Origin of the sequence: Marinobacter arenosus, from assembly GCF_019264345.1 — a bacterium.
Taxonomy (GTDB): Bacteria; Pseudomonadota; Gammaproteobacteria; order Pseudomonadales; family Oleiphilaceae; genus Marinobacter; species Marinobacter arenosus.
This window is the reverse complement of the sequence record NZ_JAHVAO010000002.1, coordinates 160,089-175,848: the sequence shown is the minus strand read 5'-3', so window position 1 is coordinate 175,848 and position 15,760 is coordinate 160,089. Positions and strand designations below refer to the sequence as shown.

Genomic DNA, 15,760 nt, shown 5'->3' with positions numbered 1-15,760 from the left:
GCGTACCTGTTAGTTAAAGTTTTCGGCGCGGATGCGAATGACCTGACCGTCCGTGTCGGTCAGAGCTTCCAGCTCTTCGATGGCGCGGTTGACCTGCCGCTCCTGAACCGTGTGGGTGAGGATAATCACCGGGATACGGCCATCCTGCAGCTCGGATTCCTTCTGCATGATGGACTCGATGTTGATGCCATGCTCACTGAGGATGGAGGCGATTTTGGCCAGGACACCCGGGCGGTCCAGTGCGGTAATCCGCAGGTAATAAGCGGACTGGACGTCCTCCATGGACAGGACATCAAGGTCTTCCATGGCCGCCGGCTCGAATCCGAGGTAAGGCACACGCTGCTGGCTGCCGCTGGCAACGGCACGGGCAACGTCGACAATGTCAGCAATAACGGCGGAAGCCGTCGCTTCATCACCGGCGCCTGGCCCGTAATACATGGTCTGTCCGACGGCATCGCCGTCCACAAGAACCGCGTTCAGGACACCGTCAACCTGAGCAATAAGGTGGCTCTGGGGCACCAGGGTCGGATGCACCCGAAGCTCGATGCCGTCATCGCGACGACGGGCAATGCCAAGGTGCTTGATGCGGTATCCCAGCAGTTCGGCGTGGGCGATGTCATAGGGCGTGATTTTCGAGATGCCTTCGGTGAAGCCTTTCTCAAACTGAAGGGGCACCCCGAAACCGGCGGAGGCCAGGATAGTCAGCTTGTGGGCTGCGTCGATACCCTCGACGTCGAACGTCGGATCGGCTTCCGCGTACCCGAGATCCTGGGCTTCTTTCAACACTTCGGAAAATTCACGACCGGCACGCATTTCCGTCAGGATGTAGTTGCCCGTGCCGTTGATAATACCGGCAATCCAGTCGATCCGGTTTGCCGCCATGCCCTCGCGAATCGCCTTCATGACCGGAATACCACCGGCCACGCCAGCCTCATAGGCGACGACCACACCGGCTTTCTCGGCAGCCTCGAAGATCTCGTTGCCGTGCACCGCAATCAGGGCCTTGTTGGCGGTAACCACGTGCTTACCGTTACGGATTGCCGCAAGCACCAGCTCTTTCGCCGTTTCATAGCCACCGATCAGCTCCACAACGACGTCCACAGCGGGATCGTTCACCACGTCAAAAATGTCGGTGGAAAACGGTACATCGCCGAGATCCATATCGGTTCGGGGACGACGACTGGCGATCCGGGTAATTCGGATGTTACATCCTGCCCGGCCGGCAATAAGCTTGGCATTCCGGGTCAAGACATTGAACGTACCGCCGCCAACGGTACCCAGTCCGCAGATTCCGACACTGACGTCTTTCAAACTCTCACCTCTGAACCCGCAAGGGGTGCTGATGAATTACATTTAGGGAGGCATAGTATACCGATTCAGATGGCCATGAATAAGCCCTGAACCGGAAGGATGTGAAATCCGTGAGAGGCCCCGCAAAGGAGCGGGGCCCCGGGCAAGGTCAAAGCAGACCGAGCCCCTTGGCGAGGTTGTCGGCAGGCACGTAGCCCCGCACCATATTGCCGTCTTCCAACACGATTGCGGGCGTACCAGTCACACCCACTCGACCACCCAGCTGGTACTGCTCCAGCACGGGATTCTCACAGGTGGCCGACTCTACGGTGCGCCCGGCTTTTGCCGCATCCATTGCAGCCTGCTGGTCCTCGGCGCACCAGACCGAGACGTATTTGGTGAACGAGGGTGTTCCCGGGCCAGAACGGGGAAACGCGTAGTAATTGACGGTAATACCATAGGCGTTGAGTTTGGGCACTTCATCATGCAGTTTGCGGCAGTATGGGCAGTCGATATCGGTAAACACATCAATCACCGCCTTTTCCTCGCCGTCTGCCGGAAAGCGGATCACGCCATCGTCACCGAACGCCGCCATGACCTGCTCACGCTGGCCGGCCCGAGCCTCTTCAGTCACATTGGCAATGCCGTTGCTGGTGATTTTCAGGAGGTCACCGGTCAGCAAATACTGGCCGTCCGCTGTGGTGTAAATGGTATCGCCATTATTGCTCTGCACCTCGTACAGACCCTTGGCCTCTGACTCACGCACCGACTGGACCTTGAGTCCGGGCACCGCGTCGGTCAGACGCTTGGCAATCCCATCTTCTACCTCGCCGGCGGCGGCCGGCCAAGCCAAAACAGCGCCAGCCATGAGGCCAACCACCATTGCAACTTTCTTTACGCTTTTTCTGGCAGACATAGCTACATCCAGTCAGACAAAATTGGGATCCCGGCCATTGGCGGCCGGATCATGGAAACACGATACTGCGACACAGGGCGGACGCAAAAGTTCAAAGCCAGTACCTTACCCAAAAACCGCATCGTCAGCCACGGGGGTGATGGGACTGATGCAAGGACTGAAGCCGCTGACGAGCTACGTGGGTGTAGATTTGAGTGGTGGACAGGTCCGAATGCCCGAGCAGCATCTGCACAACCCGCAGGTCCGCTCCGTGATTGAGCAGATGGGTCGCAAATGCATGCCGCAGTGTATGAGGGGAAAGGTGCTTGCGAATGCCGACCCGGACAGCGTAATGCTTGATGCGATGCCAGAAGGTTTGTCGGGTCATGGCAGTGGGGCGGCTTCCGGGGAACAGCGCGTCACAGGAATGCCCTTTCAGGAGCTCGGGACGAGCTTCCTTCATGTACCTCAGCAGCCAGTCGACCGCCTCCTCCCCCAGTGGCACCAGACGCTCCTTGTCCCCCTTACCGGTTATGCGAACCACGCCCTGACGCAGGTTTACCTGGTCAACCCGCAGACCGGTGAGCTCGGTAACCCGTAGGCCGCAACCGTAAAGGATTTCCAGCATCGCCTTGTCCCTGAGCTCAATGGGCACTTCCGGGTTCGGCTCGGCCAGAAGGGAATCCACCTCCTCCTCCGTCAACGAATCCGGTAGCCGACGCGGCAGGCGCGGGCTGTCTATTCGCAGCGTCGGATCCTCCGCGATCGCCCCTTCCCGCAACAGGAACCGATAAAAACGACGCATCCCCGACAGACGCCGTGCCGCTGTGGACGCTTTCACCCCCTCTGCCAGCCCCCTGGACATCCATGCCAGCAGGTCAGTCCTGCGAGCTGTCTTCAGCAAAGGCTGCCCTGGCTGCTCTTCAAGCCAGGACGCCAGACGAGCCAGATCGCTGCGATAGGCCTGGCGTGTTTTTTCCCCCAACCCGTCCTCAAGCCAGATGGCGTCGGTAAAACGGGTGATCACGGCCTCATCTTCCGGTCTCACATCACCACTCTCATGCTTTCACCCTGAAACGAGCATGCCTCACCCGGGGAACAGACACAAAAAAGGCAGCCCGAGGCTGCCTTTTTATAAGCGCGCTGTTCAGCGAATAGCTGATCAGCCCAGCTTCTCCTTGATACGAGCTGCCTTACCAGACAGGTCGCGCAGGTAGTAAAGCTTGGCCTGACGCACGTCACCACGACGCTTCACACTGACACTGTCGATCAGCTTGGAGAAGGTCTGGAAAGTACGCTCAACGCCCACACCGTAGGAAATCTTACGCACGGTGAAAGAGGAGTTCATGCCACGGTTACGCTTGCCGATGACAACACCCTCGAACGCCTGCAGACGCTCACGGTTACCCTCGGTGACGCGAACCTGAACGACCACGGTGTCACCCGGCGCAAACGCAGGGATTTCCTTGGTCATCTGTTCTGCTTCAAGTTGACTGATGATGTTGTTCTTGCCGCTCATCGTAATGCTCCTGATACCCAATCTTTTAATGCCCTGATGATTCAGAGGCACCCGGTTCGTTCAAAATCTCTTCCAGCAGCTGACGCTCTTCATCCGTAAACACCCGCTGCTCCAGCAGGTCGGGGCGCCGCTCCAGGGTTCGCCTCAGCGACTGTTTCAGTCGCCAACGCCGGATCTGATCATGGTGACCGCCCAATAAAACATCCGGCACCGCCTGACCTTCATAAACTTCGGGCCGGGTATAGTGCGGACAATCCAGCAAACCATCGGCAAAGGAATCCTGCTCTGCCGACTGCGCATGACCCAGCGCTCCGGGGATGAGGCGTGTAACCGCATCAATGACGGCCATGGCCGCCAACTCGCCACCGGACAACACGAAATCACCCAGCGACACTTCCCGATCGACTTCCGTCGATATCAGGCGCTCATCCACACCCTCATATCGGCCTGCAACCAGAATCAACTGCTCCTCTGCCGCAAGGGACTCGACAACAGATTGATTCAACGTCTCACCCTGAGGTGATAGATACACCACGCAGGCTTTACCGGGTGCTGACTCCCTCGCCGCATGAATGGCATCCCTGAGAGGCTGAATTTTCATCAACATCCCCGGACCACCACCATAGGGCCGGTCGTCCACCGTGCGGTGACGATCATGGGTGAACTCGCGGGGATTCCAGCTCCGGAAGGTCAGAAGACCATCCCGAACTGCTCTACCCGTGACCCCGTAATCCGTTACCGCACTGAACATCTCCGGGAACAGACTGACTGCGCCAATCCACACCCGTTAAAACTCCGGATCCCAGTCAACGACCATTCGAGCCGACGCCAAATCCACTTCCCGGACCACCTGATCCGGCAGATAGGGAATCAGCCGCTCGCGCTGATCAATGGAGCCTGCCGAGGCGTGCACCACCAACACGTCGTTGGAACCCGTCTCAATCAGGTGATGCACTGTACCCAGGCATTCACCTTCGACCGTAACGACATCAAGGCCCTCGAGCTGGAACCAGTAAAACTCCCCTTCCGGGAGGTCCGGCAGCTCGTCAGTACCAACCCTGACGTCGGCGCCGCAATACTTGAGCGCGACGTCCCGGTCATCAATACCTTTCAGCCTGACGACGATCCCCTGCCCTTGGCGGCGACCTTCCTCAAGCTTGGCCGGAATACGCTTGCCGTCCAGATCCAACATCCAGTCCCGGTAGTTCAGTATTCCTTCCTTGGGGTCAGTGTAGGAGTAAACTTTTAGCCACCCCTTGACCCCAAACACCGAGGTAATCCGGCCGATCACAGTTTCCTGCGAAGTCTGTGTCATGCCATCAACCCCAGCGTCCAGACGCGATTACTCAGCGCCCTTCAGCAGCTGTGCTACACGCTCGCTGGTCTGCGCACCCTGGCCCAGCCAGAAGTCCACACGATCACGATCAACGCGAAGACGCTCTTCCTGACCACGGGCGATCGGGTTAAAGAAGCCAACACGCTCAATAAAACGACCGTCGCGAGATTTGCGGCTGTCAGTGACTGTCAGATGGTAGAACGGGCGCTTCTTGGAGCCGCCACGAGCCAAACGGATTGTTACCATTTAACCAATATCCTGTTCTGTTGTACGAACTTTGTACGATTCACATCAGCCGAAACACGGCTGACGCGAAGACCCATACTCGAAAGGGGCGCTATTCTATGCTAAAAAAGCGCCAAAGAAAACAGGGAAACACGCTGTTTCCCTGTTTTTGGTGTAAGGCTTTTTACATACGGCCAAACGGGGGCATACCACCTCCGCCACCACCGGGCGGCATCATACCACCAAGACCGCGCATCATATTCGCCATGCCACCCTTTTTGCCAAATTTTTTCATCATCTTCTGCATCTGCTTGTGCTGCTTGAGCAGTCGATTGACGTCCTGGATCTGGGTGCCTGAGCCGCCCGCAATGCGGCGTTTGCGGGAGTTATTGATGGTGTCGGGATAGCGACGCTCTTTGGGCGTCATGGAGCAGATAATGGCTTCCATCTGTCCCATCGACTTATCGTTGACCTGCTGCTGCGCCATCTGCGCCATCTGGCCCATTCCAGGCAGCTTATCCATCAGGCCACCGATGCCGCCCATATTCTTCATCTGCTGAAGCTGATCGCGGAAATCCTCAAGATCAAAGCTCTTGCCCTTTTTGATCTTCTTGGTGAGCTTCTGGGCCTTCTTCTGGTCCAGCTTGCGCTCTGCTTCCTCTATAAGGGAGAGCACATCGCCCATGCCGAGAATACGGGAGGCTACACGATCCGGGTAGAAGGGTTCGAGTGCGTCCGACTTCTCACCGACACCCAGGAACTTGATGGGTTTGCCCGTAATGTGACGGACGGACAGCGCCGCACCGCCTCGGGCATCACCGTCGGTCTTGGTGAGGACCACACCCGTCAGCGGCAGCGCATCGTTGAACGCCTTGGCGGTATTGGCCGCATCCTGACCGGTCATGGCATCAACCACGAACAGCGTCTCAACCGGATTGACCGCTTTATGCAGCCGCCCGATTTCGCCCATCATCTGCTCATCAACGTGCAGACGACCGGCAGTATCCAGAATCACCACATCGACGTGCTTTTTGCGAGCCGCTGAGATCGCACCCTCGGCGATGTCCACCGGATCCTGATCGGCGGTGCTGGGGAAAAACTCGACACCCACCTCACCGGCGAGCGTCTCCAACTGCCGGATAGCGGCCGGACGGTAGACGTCGGCACTGACCACCATGACCGACTTTTTCTGGCGTTCTTTAAGGAAACGGGAAAGCTTTGCCACGGTCGTGGTTTTACCCGCACCCTGCAGACCCGCCATCATGATGACCGCTGGCGGCTGCACCGCCAGGTTGAGGGTTTCGTTGCCCTCGCCCATCACGCGTTCCAGCTCCTGCTGGACCACTTTCACAAACACTTGCCCCGGCGTCAGACTGCGCTGCACTTCCTGACCAACGGCACGCTGGCGAACACCCTCAATGAAATCCTTCACCACCGGCAGGGCGACGTCTGCTTCCAGCAGCGCCATCCGCACTTCGCGCAGCGTGTCCTTGATGTTGTCGTCGGTTAGCCGCGCCTGACCGGAAATCTTGCGCAGGCTACCGGAAAGTCGGTCTTGGAGGTTCTCAAACATGTTGCTCTTCCGTACCCCGGATAAATTGAGTGCATGGTCCGCAGAGCCGACCCCGGCTCCTTGATTCCAGTTGCATAATCGCGACATTATAACCAGACTATCGCCCTGAAACGACCAGCCCGGTCAAATCGGTGTCCCGAGCCACCGATCCCCAGTAAGAACAGTGGTATATAAGGAAGTCATGGGAACGCTGATTCTCGCGGTCACCTCACTTTTTCTGTACAGCGTTGGCACCGCGCTGCAGGCGCTCCATTTCAGAGGCCGAGTCACCAGCAATCTAGCCATTACCACCCTGATCGGCGTACTTGCCCTGACCAGCCATGGCCTGCTGATCGCACAGAGCGTTCATCAGGACGGCGGGTTCGACTTCGGCTTCTTCAAGAGTTCGGTCCTGATCTCCTGGCTGATCGTCCTGCTGCTCCTAGGCCTGAACCTGAAAAAGCCGGTCCAGAACCTGTTCCTCGGCGTCTACCCGCTGGCCGCCCTGACCATCATTCTGGTGCTGGTCACCCACTCCCCTTCGCGAGTGGTGTCCGATGACAGCTACGGCATGTTGTCACACATTGCCCTGTCGGTGACAGCCTACAGCCTGTTTACCCTAGCCGCCATTCAGGCCACCCTGCTCTATTTCCAGAACCGTCAGCTCAAACACAATTACAACAGCCTGTTGGTGCGTAACCTGCCGCCACTCCAGACCATGGAATCCCTGCTGTTCGAAATGGTGTGGGCAGGCGTTGTCATGCTGATTCTGGCCATCGTGACCGGCGCCCTGTTTGTTGAAGACCTGTTCGCCCAGGACCTTGCCCACAAAACCGTATTTTCCCTGCTGTCGCTGGCGGTGTTCGTCGCTCTGCTGGTCGGCCGCTACACCAAGGGCTGGCGCGGCATTACCGCCAGCCGTTGGACCCTGGCCGGCTGCGCCCTGCTCATGCTGGCATTCTATGGCAGCAAGTTTGTCCTGGAACTGCTGTTCCAGAAAGGCGCCTGACTGACCGGACGGCATAACTTGACACAGGGCTTGGCCACACCCTATTTTCCCCACTTGTCGGTAATATAAGGACACCTTCTCTTGAACGAAACATCGCTTACCGCGCTGTTTATCCTCCTTGTCGGTCTGATTCTCCTGTCCGGTTTCTTTTCGAGTTCCGAAACCGGGATGATGTCGCTGAACCGGTATCGCCTGAAGCATCTCGCAAAAACCGGCCACAAAGGCGCCAAGCGGGCCCAGAACCTGCTCCAGAGAACAGATCAACTGATCGGCGTCATTCTGATCGGCAACAACTTCGTCAACATCTTTGCCTCGTCGATTGCCACCGTCATTGCCATCGAGATCTGGGGCGACGCCGGCATTGCGATCGCGACGATCCTCTTGACCGTGGTGATCCTGATATTTGCCGAGGTCACCCCGAAGACGCTCGCCGCCCTGTTCCCGGAAAAAATCGCCTTTCCGGCGAGCTATGTGCTCGGCCCGCTGCTCAAGATCCTGTACCCGATCGTCTGGGCGGTTAACCTCCTCACCGGCGCCATTCTCAAGCTGCTGCGCATCTCGCCCGAGGAGGCAGCCAGTGACCACCTCAGCCGCGAGGAACTGAGGACCCTGGTGAACGAGGCCGGCGCCCTGATTCCGGCAAAACACAAGGACATGCTCGTCAGCATCCTTGATCTGGAGAAGGTCACGGTCAATGACATCATGGTGCCGCGCAACGAAGTGGTCGGTATCGACCTCGAAGACGACACCGACACCATCCTCCGCCAGCTCCGGAGCAGCCAGCATACCCGGCTGCCGGTGTTCAAAGGCGACATCAACAGCATCCAGGGCATTCTGCACCTGCGCAGCGCCTCAAAGCTGCTCCAGCAGGAGGAGATCAACAAGGCGATGATCATGCAATTGTGCCAGGAACCTTACTTTATTCCCGAGAGCACGCCGCTGAACACGCAGTTGATCAACTTCCAGAAGGGTAAGCGCCGGTTCGGTATCGTTGTCGACGAGTATGGAGATGTACTGGGACTGGCAACGCTCGAAGACATTCTGGAAGAGATTGTCGGCGACTTCACAACGGACTACGCGGCAACCAGCCCCGACATCATCCCTCAGGACGACGGCACCTTCATCATCGACGGTACCGCTGCCGTGCGCACCATCAACAAGACGCTGGGCTGGAAGCTGCCCATTGATGGCCCGAAAACCCTGAACGGCCTGATCACCGAAACCCTGGAAAACATCCCCGATACCAACGTGTGCCTGAAGGTGGACGGACACCGTGTGGAAGTACTCCAGATCAAGGACAACGTGGTCAAGGCCGCCATCGTGCACCCCCGGAAACGAAGAAAACGCTCGCTCGGACGCTAGCACGCCCGCCCAGACGCTCCGCTATAGACCCCGAAGTTATAGCGGAGCGCTTTCTAGAAAGATCACAATTTAACCGAATCCTTGACCCTTATCGAATCGCCACCAACACTCAAAACGGTGCGAGACAAAAACAATGATAAGGAGTACATCCATGAGCCTAACGCACAGTTTCGGTCTTCTGGCCCATCCGGACCAGGAGTGGGAAGCCATTCGGAACGAATCCGAAACCACCACCCGGTTATACCTTGGCCACATCCTGTTACTTGCCCTGATTCCAGCAGCCGCCGGCTTTTACGGCACCACCCAGGTAGGCTGGCAAATCGGGGACGGACAGATAACACGACTCTCGAGCGGGAGTGCATTGCAGCTCTCGGTGCTGTTCTATGCCGCCATGCTGGCGGGCATTTTTGTGCTTGGTAAGTTTATCGACTTTTTCGCGGCCACCTACGATGCGGTCGAACGCACCGCGAGGGGCGTTACACTTGCGGCTTATACCGCCACGCCCGTCTTTCTTCTTGGCGTGATCGCTATTTATCCCAATATCTGGGCCAACATGCTGGCGGGGCTGGTTGCCATTTCCTACGCCGTCTATCTTCTGTATGAAGGCCTACCGATATTGATGAAAATTCCTGAGGAGCGCGGCTTCATGTTCGCCTCGGCAGTTCTGACGGTTGGCCTGGTGATGTTCGTGGCGCTGATGGCCATCACCGTGGTCATCTGGAGCATGGGGGTTGGACCTGTCTATGTAAGCTGAACTTGAGCTATCGACAGCAAACCGCTGAAATGGCGAAGGGTGCCTTAACGGGCATCCTTCGTTTCTTTGAAGACGGTCCCATGTTTTGTTTTATTCATGTTAAGTTTGCTGAAAATGCGGTAAATTTGACCAATAACTAGAAGATAGGATTGTAAGCTCGGTCATGTATCCGGTTGAGGCGTAAAAGGAGTCTGCCATGAACAAGCAGTCCGGCATACATTACCTCCGTGAGCACAGGGAAGCGGCCGACGGTAAACCGGTTCCTGCGGAGGTTACCCGCATCCGTGACACGGTAGTCGCCGGGCTGGGCGATCTGATGCAGGGCGCCTTTGATGCTGTGGATGATTCGTTGTTCGAATTGGCCAACAATGCCCGCAGCAACAACGAGCAAAACCGCTATTTCGAAGCCATGCGCGAGATCCGGATCAAGCGCAAAGGCGTTGAGCGGCATTTCCAGAGCGCGGTCTCCCGATTTTTCTCGCGTCCTCCTCGCATCGGCCAGAACCAGGAGGACACCGCGAGCCCACAGTCCGGTATTGACAGCCTGTCACTGGTTGGCGATGAAGACCTGGAAGAACAGGTGGCCCTCAACGCCATGATCACCAAGGCCAAGGCGCATTTCCAGGGTCCATTGTTGCAGCTGCAGACCCGATTCAGCCAGGTCTACCCGGAAGCCACGGATGAATCGCCGGTCAACCCGATGGCACCTGAGCACCTGTGCAGCGCCTTTATCGAAGCCATCCAGTCACTTGAGATTCAGATCCGCGAACGCCTCATCCTGCTCAAGCAGTTTGACCGATATGTGGTTTCCAATCTGGGCATGCTCCTGGACGAAGCCAACCGGATTTTGATTCAGGCCGGGATCATCCCCAACTTCCGGTACCACGGCAAGACGGGCAAGCAGCACCAAACCGGGGCGGATCAGGGCACCCAATCCTCATCGACCGAGGCCCGGTCTGACCAGGTCACAGAAGACCTCAGCAACAGTGCGGTGTTTGACCAGATCCGGCAGATGCTGGCGCTGCAACGCGCCAACGCCGGCATTCCACCCCGCGCGGCCGATCCCAGCATTCGCGTTGTCGGGGAGTCCGAGCTGGCCGACCTGCTTAATGCCCTTCCACTGCCGGATACGCGCCCGATCAGCGGCAACCTGAGCGACGGCGAGCCGATTACCATTGACCTTCGATACGTGGTCCAGCAGATCCTCGCGAAGGCGGATTCCGGCGATGGCCGAAAGCCCGCACTGAACGAGGCGGACGAGGATCTGATCAACCTGGTGTCGATGTTGTTCGAGTTCATCCTTGACGACTACAACCTGTCGGCTCCCGTTCAGGTGTTGATCAGCCGCCTTCAGATCCCGATTCTCAAAGTGGTGATTCGTGACAAGAGCTTTTTCAGCCAGGCGACCCACCCCGCACGCCGGCTCTTGAACTCACTGGCCCGCGCCGGGATTGGCTGGAGTTCCAGCGATGAGAAGGCACGGGACAAACTGTACAGCCAGATTCACAACATCGTTCAACGAATTCTCAATGAATTTAACGGTGACATAGCCCTGTTCGAAACCCTCAACCACGAATTCGAACAGTTCCTGGAAAAAGAGAATCGCAAGGCCTCGCTGGTCGAACAACGCACGCGGGAATCGGAGCGCGGTCGTATCAAATCCCAGAAAGCACAGGAAACCGTCGACAACCTGCTGAAGCAGAAAATCGCGCGCTACCGGTTGCCCGATCCGGTCCACGAGATCCTGATCAATGGCTGGAGCCGCGTCATGTTCCTGGCCTATTTACGGGATGATGTGGAACACCGCTGGAATGAAACTGTGCGGATTGTCGACGACCTGATCTGGTGCCTGCACCCGCATCAGGAGGACGAAGAGCGGGACCAATGGGTGAGAGTTGTCCCGAGCCTGCTCAAATCACTTCGAGCCGGACTGGAGGAGGTTTCCTATAACTCCTCCAAACTGGATGAAATGATGGGCCACCTCAAACACGAACTGGCCGAAGCATTTCGGACCAATGCTGCCATCGAAGCCCGTCAGGACTCTCCCGAAAATCCCGAGGAAGAGTTTGGCCCCGTCCACCAGACCGCCGTGGAACGGCAACAACAACTGGAAGAGGCGGCGATTGCCGAGTACGTTGCCCAGATCGACAGCATCGAGATCGGAAACTGGGTGGAATTTCGCCTGGTGAATGGTGCAAGCTTCCGATGCAAACTGTCCGCGATCATTGAAGATGCCGACAGCTTTGTCTTCGTGAACCGGATGGGCCTGAAGGTCATCGAGAAAAACCGGATTGAACTGGCGCACGAGATGCGCCGGGGCCGCCTGACACTGCTCGAACAGGGTGCCCTGATTGATCGGGCCATGGATGCAGTCGTGGGCAGCCTGCGGAGCAAGACAGCCTGATATTGATGCAGGAGCTACAACGAACGACGCACCGCACCCCGGCAAATTACAGGATCGGCCTCGCCGTATCGACGGCACTGTTGTTTCACACGCTTCTGCTGTCCGGTTTCCCGTCGCCCATTCAGCAGCCCGACAACGTTCGTCACAGCGTCCGCGTGGAGCTCGTCTCCCCCGGGACAACGGCCCAGCCGGCCCTGACGCCCTCGACCTCGACCTCGACGCAGACTCCCGGTAACCGGAACCCGAGATTCGAGGTCGCACCGACGGAAATCGAGAGCGCCCCCACGATCGTCGAACCCACGACCACAGACTCAGAAAGAACAATTACCGAGGCGGAGTCGCCCCCTCGGGAACAAGCGACGGCACCTTCGAGAGATTCGTCGACGGTAACGGAACCAACCACGCCTTCGCGACCGTCTCCGAGCCAAACATCCCAGGCCCCGGAATCTCCAGCCAGCGTAGCTACCCATTCAGGCGAGCCGGTGCCAGAGTCCGAGCCTGAACTGACCGCGAACCTCACCCAGATCACCGAATCACCTAGCGAACTCGAGAACTATTTGTTTCTACTGAGAAAAGCTATAGGACTGGAATTCAACGACAGGAGCGCTCCTAGCCCAAGCCAGTTACCCCATAGAGTGATGGTCAGGGTGGAGCTGGAGCTTTTGAAGAGTGGAGCACTAACGAGCGCTAGGATCCTGAAATCAACTGGATTCAAAAGACTCGACGACGCTGTATATCGCGCTGCGCTGGCAGCCAGCCCCTATCCGGAACCGCCCTCCGCGAAAGCGGGCGGAAACCGTTTCGAAGTCGAGCTGATTTTCGCCCCGAAACGGTTCTGATGAAACTAAATCAGGCTTCCGCCTGCTTTGCTGCGTCTTTGACCACTTTGGCCAGCTCGCCACTCTCGGACATTTCAAGAATGATGTCGCAACCGCCGACGAGTTCGCCGTTGATGTAGAGCTGGGGATAGGTCGGCCAGCTGGAGTAGACCTTCAGGGCCTCACGCAGCTCCTGGTTATCCAGGATGTTAACGAACGCGAAACGCTCGCCACAGGCCATCAGTGCCTGAACGGTCTTGGCGGAGAATCCACACTGGGGAGCCTGCGGGGTTCCCTTCATGTACAGGATGATGGGGTTATCTTCGAGCTGGCTCTTGATGGTTTCATTGATATCCATGAACACTCACCTCTGAAAGGAAACAAAATTGCCGAAGGGCAACGGACTTGACGTTATTGTACACGCCACGCCAACACCGCACCAAACGTCTGGAACGATCACCTGTGGTGGCGCGGCCGGCGGCGTTGTCATCCCTGCTGCGAAGGGCTAGACTTGTTGGCCCTTTTTCAGGCAACTTTCTAGCCATATTTTATTCGCCAACCCCGCCCATGGCGGGGTTCGTTGACACAAGGGCCATTGCATGGCGGCAAGACATTTTCTGACACTGAACGACATGAACACCACCGAGCTCGAGAGCCTGGTGGATCACGCCACCAAACTTCGTAAGGAGTGGCGTCAGGGTAAGTTACGGGACTCCCTCAAGAATCGCGTTCTGGCGATGATTTTCGAGAAGTCCTCGACCCGCACCCGCGTTTCGTTCGAAGCCGGCATGGCCCAGCTGGGCGGTTCCGCCCTTTTCCTGTCTCCGCGCGACACCCAATTGGGCCGCGGTGAGCCAATTGAAGACTCCGCCATTGTGATCTCCAGCATGGTCGACGCGGTGATGATCCGGACCTTCGCCCACGAGACGGTGGAGCGATTCGCCGCTGCCTCCAGGGTTCCCGTCATCAACGCCCTGACCGACGATTTCCACCCGTGCCAGCTGCTTGCGGATATGCAGACCTACCGCGAACACCGTGGCAGCATCCGCGGTGCCACGGTGGCCTGGATTGGTGACGGCAACAACATGTGCCATTCCTACGTCAATGCGGCCTCCCAGTTCGACTTTCACCTGAATGTGGCCTGCCCGGAAGGCTACGAGCCCGATGCGGCCTTGCTGGAGGCCCACGGCGACCGGGTCACCGTTTTTCGTGATCCCGCCGAGGCGGCACGCAAAGCCAACCTGCTGGTCACGGATGTGTGGGCGTCCATGGGCCAGGAGGAAGAGCAGAAAATCCGCGAGCAGGCCTTCCGCAACTACCAGATCAACCCGGAACTGATGAAAGTGGCAGACAAGGATGCGCTGTTCATGCATTGCCTGCCGGCACACCGCGGCGAGGAAATCTCCGCCGACATGATGGAGCACCCCGGTTCCGTGGTCTGGGACGAAGCCGAAAACCGGCTGCATGCTCAGAAAGCATTGCTGGAATTCCTCATCCTGAACCGACTGGATTAATCCCATGGCAATGACGGCAAATGCCCCGGGAGACTGGCTGCTCGAGGTCACCAACCTGTCCTGCGGCTATGGTGGGGATTCGGTAATCCGGGACGTGAGTTTCGCGCTCAGCCATGGGGATATTGGCTGCCTGCTTGGCCCCAGTGGCTGTGGCAAGAGCACCATTCTGCGTGCATTGGCCGGCTTCCTCCCCCTCAACAGTGGCGAAATCTGCCTGCAATCCCAGGCGATCAGCCTGCCGGGTCGGACTCTGGCCCCGGAGAAGCGCCGAATCGGCATGGTATTTCAGGACTACGCCCTGTTTCCCCACCTGACCATCGCCGACAACGTCGGCTTCGGTCTTCGCAACATGCCCAAGGCGGAGCGTCGCCAGAAGGTGATGGAACTGCTCAACGTCGTTCACCTGCAGGACCTGGCCGACAACTACCCCCATGAACTCTCGGGTGGCCAGCAACAGCGGGTTGCCCTTGCCCGGGCCCTGGCGCCGGAGCCGACCCTCATCCTGCTGGACGAGCCGTTCTCCAACCTGGATGCAGACCTGCGCCGTCGCCTTAGCCTGGATGTTCGGGAAATCCTCAAGACCCTGGGCATCAGTGCCATCCTGGTCACTCATGACCAGCAGGAAGCCTTCGCCATGTGCGACCAGGTCGCGGTGCTGCGCGACGGCCAGATCCAGCAATGGGATGTGCCCTACAACCTCTATCACGAGCCCTTGAACCGTTTCGTCGCCAGCTTTGTGGGTCAGGGCGGATTTATACCGGGGAAGGCACTTGGACCGGACACGATCGAATCGGAGTTGGGCGTCATTCGCGGTAACCGGGCGTACAAGTGGTCGCCGGGCACGCTCGTCGATGTCCTGATCCGGCCCGACGACATCCTCTACGACCCCGACTCCGAGCTACGCCCCAAGGTGGTTGAGAAGACCTTTGCCGGCACATCCACGCTGTACCGCTTTCGGTGCTCCGAGGAAACCGAGTTCGAGGCACTGTTCCGGAGTCACCTGGATTTCCACCTGGGCGAGACGGTGCCAGTGCGCGTCGAAGCCGACCACCTTATTGCCTTCGAGCGCACCGCCTGACTCA

17 protein-coding genes are annotated in these 15,760 nt (G+C 58.1%); 7 read left to right on the top strand and 10 right to left on the bottom strand.

Annotated features, from left to right (window positions below; genetic code table 11):
* Positions 1-9 precede the first annotated feature (9 nt).
* The 8 genes from KXD86_RS15220 to ffh all read right to left on the bottom strand — a co-directional run bounded on the left by KXD86_RS15220 (position 10) and on the right by ffh (position 6,838).
* Positions 10-1,311 (bottom strand): homoserine dehydrogenase, encoded by a 1,302-nt coding sequence (locus KXD86_RS15220; RefSeq protein WP_218637007.1) that lies wholly within the window; start codon positions 1,309-1,311, stop codon positions 10-12.
* A gap of 148 nt (positions 1,312-1,459) precedes the next feature.
* Positions 1,460-2,206 carry a DsbC family protein gene (locus tag KXD86_RS15215; RefSeq protein ID WP_218637006.1) on the bottom strand — a complete coding sequence of 249 codons (747 nt, stop codon included), beginning with the start codon at positions 2,204-2,206 and terminating at the stop codon, positions 1,460-1,462.
* 124 nt (positions 2,207-2,330) lie between these two features.
* On the bottom strand, positions 2,331-3,233 hold the full coding sequence (xerD, locus tag KXD86_RS15210; protein WP_218637005.1) for a site-specific tyrosine recombinase XerD: 903 nt from the start codon (positions 3,231-3,233) through the stop codon (positions 2,331-2,333).
* A 114-nt stretch (positions 3,234-3,347) separates the two neighbouring features.
* The gene (gene rplS / locus KXD86_RS15205) at positions 3,348-3,704 is read right to left on the bottom strand and encodes a 50S ribosomal protein L19 (RefSeq protein ID WP_072677905.1); all 357 of its coding nucleotides are present in this window, start codon (positions 3,702-3,704) and stop codon (positions 3,348-3,350) included.
* Between the two features lie 25 nt (positions 3,705-3,729).
* The gene (gene trmD / locus KXD86_RS15200; protein WP_218637004.1) at positions 3,730-4,488 is read right to left on the bottom strand and encodes a tRNA (guanosine(37)-N1)-methyltransferase TrmD; all 759 of its coding nucleotides are present in this window, start codon (positions 4,486-4,488) and stop codon (positions 3,730-3,732) included.
* 3 nt (positions 4,489-4,491) lie between these two features.
* Positions 4,492-5,019 carry a ribosome maturation factor RimM gene (gene rimM, locus KXD86_RS15195; protein WP_218637003.1) on the bottom strand — a complete coding sequence of 176 codons (528 nt, stop codon included), beginning with the start codon at positions 5,017-5,019 and terminating at the stop codon, positions 4,492-4,494.
* A 27-nt stretch (positions 5,020-5,046) separates the two neighbouring features.
* Positions 5,047-5,286: a 30S ribosomal protein S16 gene (gene rpsP / locus KXD86_RS15190; RefSeq protein WP_218637002.1), complete on the bottom strand. Its 240-nt coding sequence runs from the start codon at positions 5,284-5,286 to the stop codon at positions 5,047-5,049.
* Positions 5,287-5,449: 163 nt separating this feature from the next.
* Positions 5,450-6,838, bottom strand: a complete 1,389-nt coding sequence (gene ffh / locus KXD86_RS15185) for a signal recognition particle protein (protein ID WP_218637001.1) — start codon at positions 6,836-6,838, stop codon at positions 5,450-5,452.
* A 181-nt stretch (positions 6,839-7,019) separates the two neighbouring features.
* On the opposite strand from ffh, the gene KXD86_RS15180 reads away from it, so the two are divergent.
* The 4 genes from KXD86_RS15180 to KXD86_RS15165 all read left to right on the top strand — a co-directional run bounded on the left by KXD86_RS15180 (position 7,020) and on the right by KXD86_RS15165 (position 12,346).
* Entirely contained in the window at positions 7,020-7,826 is an 807-nt protein-coding gene (locus KXD86_RS15180) for a cytochrome C assembly family protein (RefSeq protein WP_218637000.1), read from the top strand.
* 81 nt (positions 7,827-7,907) lie between these two features.
* On the top strand, positions 7,908-9,188 hold the full coding sequence (locus KXD86_RS15175; protein ID WP_218636999.1) for an HlyC/CorC family transporter: 1,281 nt from the start codon (positions 7,908-7,910) through the stop codon (positions 9,186-9,188).
* 151 nt (positions 9,189-9,339) lie between these two features.
* The gene (locus KXD86_RS15170) at positions 9,340-9,942 is read left to right on the top strand and encodes a Yip1 family protein (protein ID WP_218636998.1); all 603 of its coding nucleotides are present in this window, start codon (positions 9,340-9,342) and stop codon (positions 9,940-9,942) included.
* 196 nt (positions 9,943-10,138) lie between these two features.
* Positions 10,139-12,346 (top strand): DUF1631 domain-containing protein, encoded by a 2,208-nt coding sequence (locus KXD86_RS15165; protein ID WP_218636997.1) that lies wholly within the window; start codon positions 10,139-10,141, stop codon positions 12,344-12,346.
* Between the two features lie 142 nt (positions 12,347-12,488).
* On the opposite strand, the gene KXD86_RS15160 is transcribed toward KXD86_RS15165, so the two are convergent.
* Entirely contained in the window at positions 12,489-12,875 is a 387-nt protein-coding gene (locus tag KXD86_RS15160; protein WP_218636996.1) for a hypothetical protein, read from the bottom strand.
* On the opposite strand from KXD86_RS15160, the gene KXD86_RS19090 reads away from it, so the two are divergent.
* Positions 12,829-13,185, top strand: a complete 357-nt coding sequence (locus tag KXD86_RS19090) for an energy transducer TonB family protein (RefSeq protein WP_376770983.1) — start codon at positions 12,829-12,831, stop codon at positions 13,183-13,185. The two genes, KXD86_RS15160 and KXD86_RS19090, sit on opposite strands and share 47 nt — an antisense overlap.
* A 10-nt stretch (positions 13,186-13,195) precedes the next feature.
* On the opposite strand, the gene grxD is transcribed toward KXD86_RS19090, so the two are convergent.
* Entirely contained in the window at positions 13,196-13,522 is a 327-nt protein-coding gene (grxD, locus tag KXD86_RS15150; protein ID WP_218636994.1) for a Grx4 family monothiol glutaredoxin, read from the bottom strand.
* Between the two features lie 241 nt (positions 13,523-13,763).
* Here grxD and argF point away from each other — a divergent pair, with 241 nt between their 5' ends.
* Both argF and KXD86_RS15140 read left to right on the top strand, forming a co-directional pair.
* Positions 13,764-14,678, top strand: a complete 915-nt coding sequence (argF, locus tag KXD86_RS15145) for an ornithine carbamoyltransferase (RefSeq protein ID WP_218636993.1) — start codon at positions 13,764-13,766, stop codon at positions 14,676-14,678.
* 4 nt (positions 14,679-14,682) lie between these two features.
* Positions 14,683-15,756: an ABC transporter ATP-binding protein gene (locus KXD86_RS15140; RefSeq protein WP_218636992.1), complete on the top strand. Its 1,074-nt coding sequence runs from the start codon at positions 14,683-14,685 to the stop codon at positions 15,754-15,756.
* Positions 15,757-15,760 lie beyond the last annotated feature (4 nt).

Excerpts from the sequence above, each read along its gene's own strand:
- rpsP (WP_218637002.1), bottom strand. The coding sequence starts at position 5,286 with ATGGTAACAATCCGTTTGGCTCGTGGCGGCTCCAAGAAGCGCCCGTTC.
- KXD86_RS15165 (WP_218636997.1), top strand. The coding sequence starts at position 10,139 with ATGAACAAGCAGTCCGGCATACATTACCTCCGTGAGCACAGGGAAGCG.
- KXD86_RS15215 (WP_218637006.1), bottom strand. The coding sequence starts at position 2,206 with ATGTCTGCCAGAAAAAGCGTAAAGAAAGTTGCAATGGTGGTTGGCCTC.
- ffh (WP_218637001.1), bottom strand. The coding sequence starts at position 6,838 with ATGTTTGAGAACCTCCAAGACCGACTTTCCGGTAGCCTGCGCAAGATT.
- rplS (WP_072677905.1), bottom strand. The coding sequence starts at position 3,704 with ATGAGCGGCAAGAACAACATCATCAGTCAACTTGAAGCAGAACAGATG.
- argF (WP_218636993.1), top strand. The coding sequence starts at position 13,764 with ATGGCGGCAAGACATTTTCTGACACTGAACGACATGAACACCACCGAG.
- KXD86_RS15140 (WP_218636992.1), top strand. The coding sequence starts at position 14,683 with ATGGCAATGACGGCAAATGCCCCGGGAGACTGGCTGCTCGAGGTCACC.
- KXD86_RS15180 (WP_218637000.1), top strand. The coding sequence starts at position 7,020 with ATGGGAACGCTGATTCTCGCGGTCACCTCACTTTTTCTGTACAGCGTT.
- KXD86_RS15170 (WP_218636998.1), top strand. The coding sequence starts at position 9,340 with ATGAGCCTAACGCACAGTTTCGGTCTTCTGGCCCATCCGGACCAGGAG.
- grxD (WP_218636994.1), bottom strand. The coding sequence starts at position 13,522 with ATGGATATCAATGAAACCATCAAGAGCCAGCTCGAAGATAACCCCATC.
- rimM (WP_218637003.1), bottom strand. The coding sequence starts at position 5,019 with ATGACACAGACTTCGCAGGAAACTGTGATCGGCCGGATTACCTCGGTG.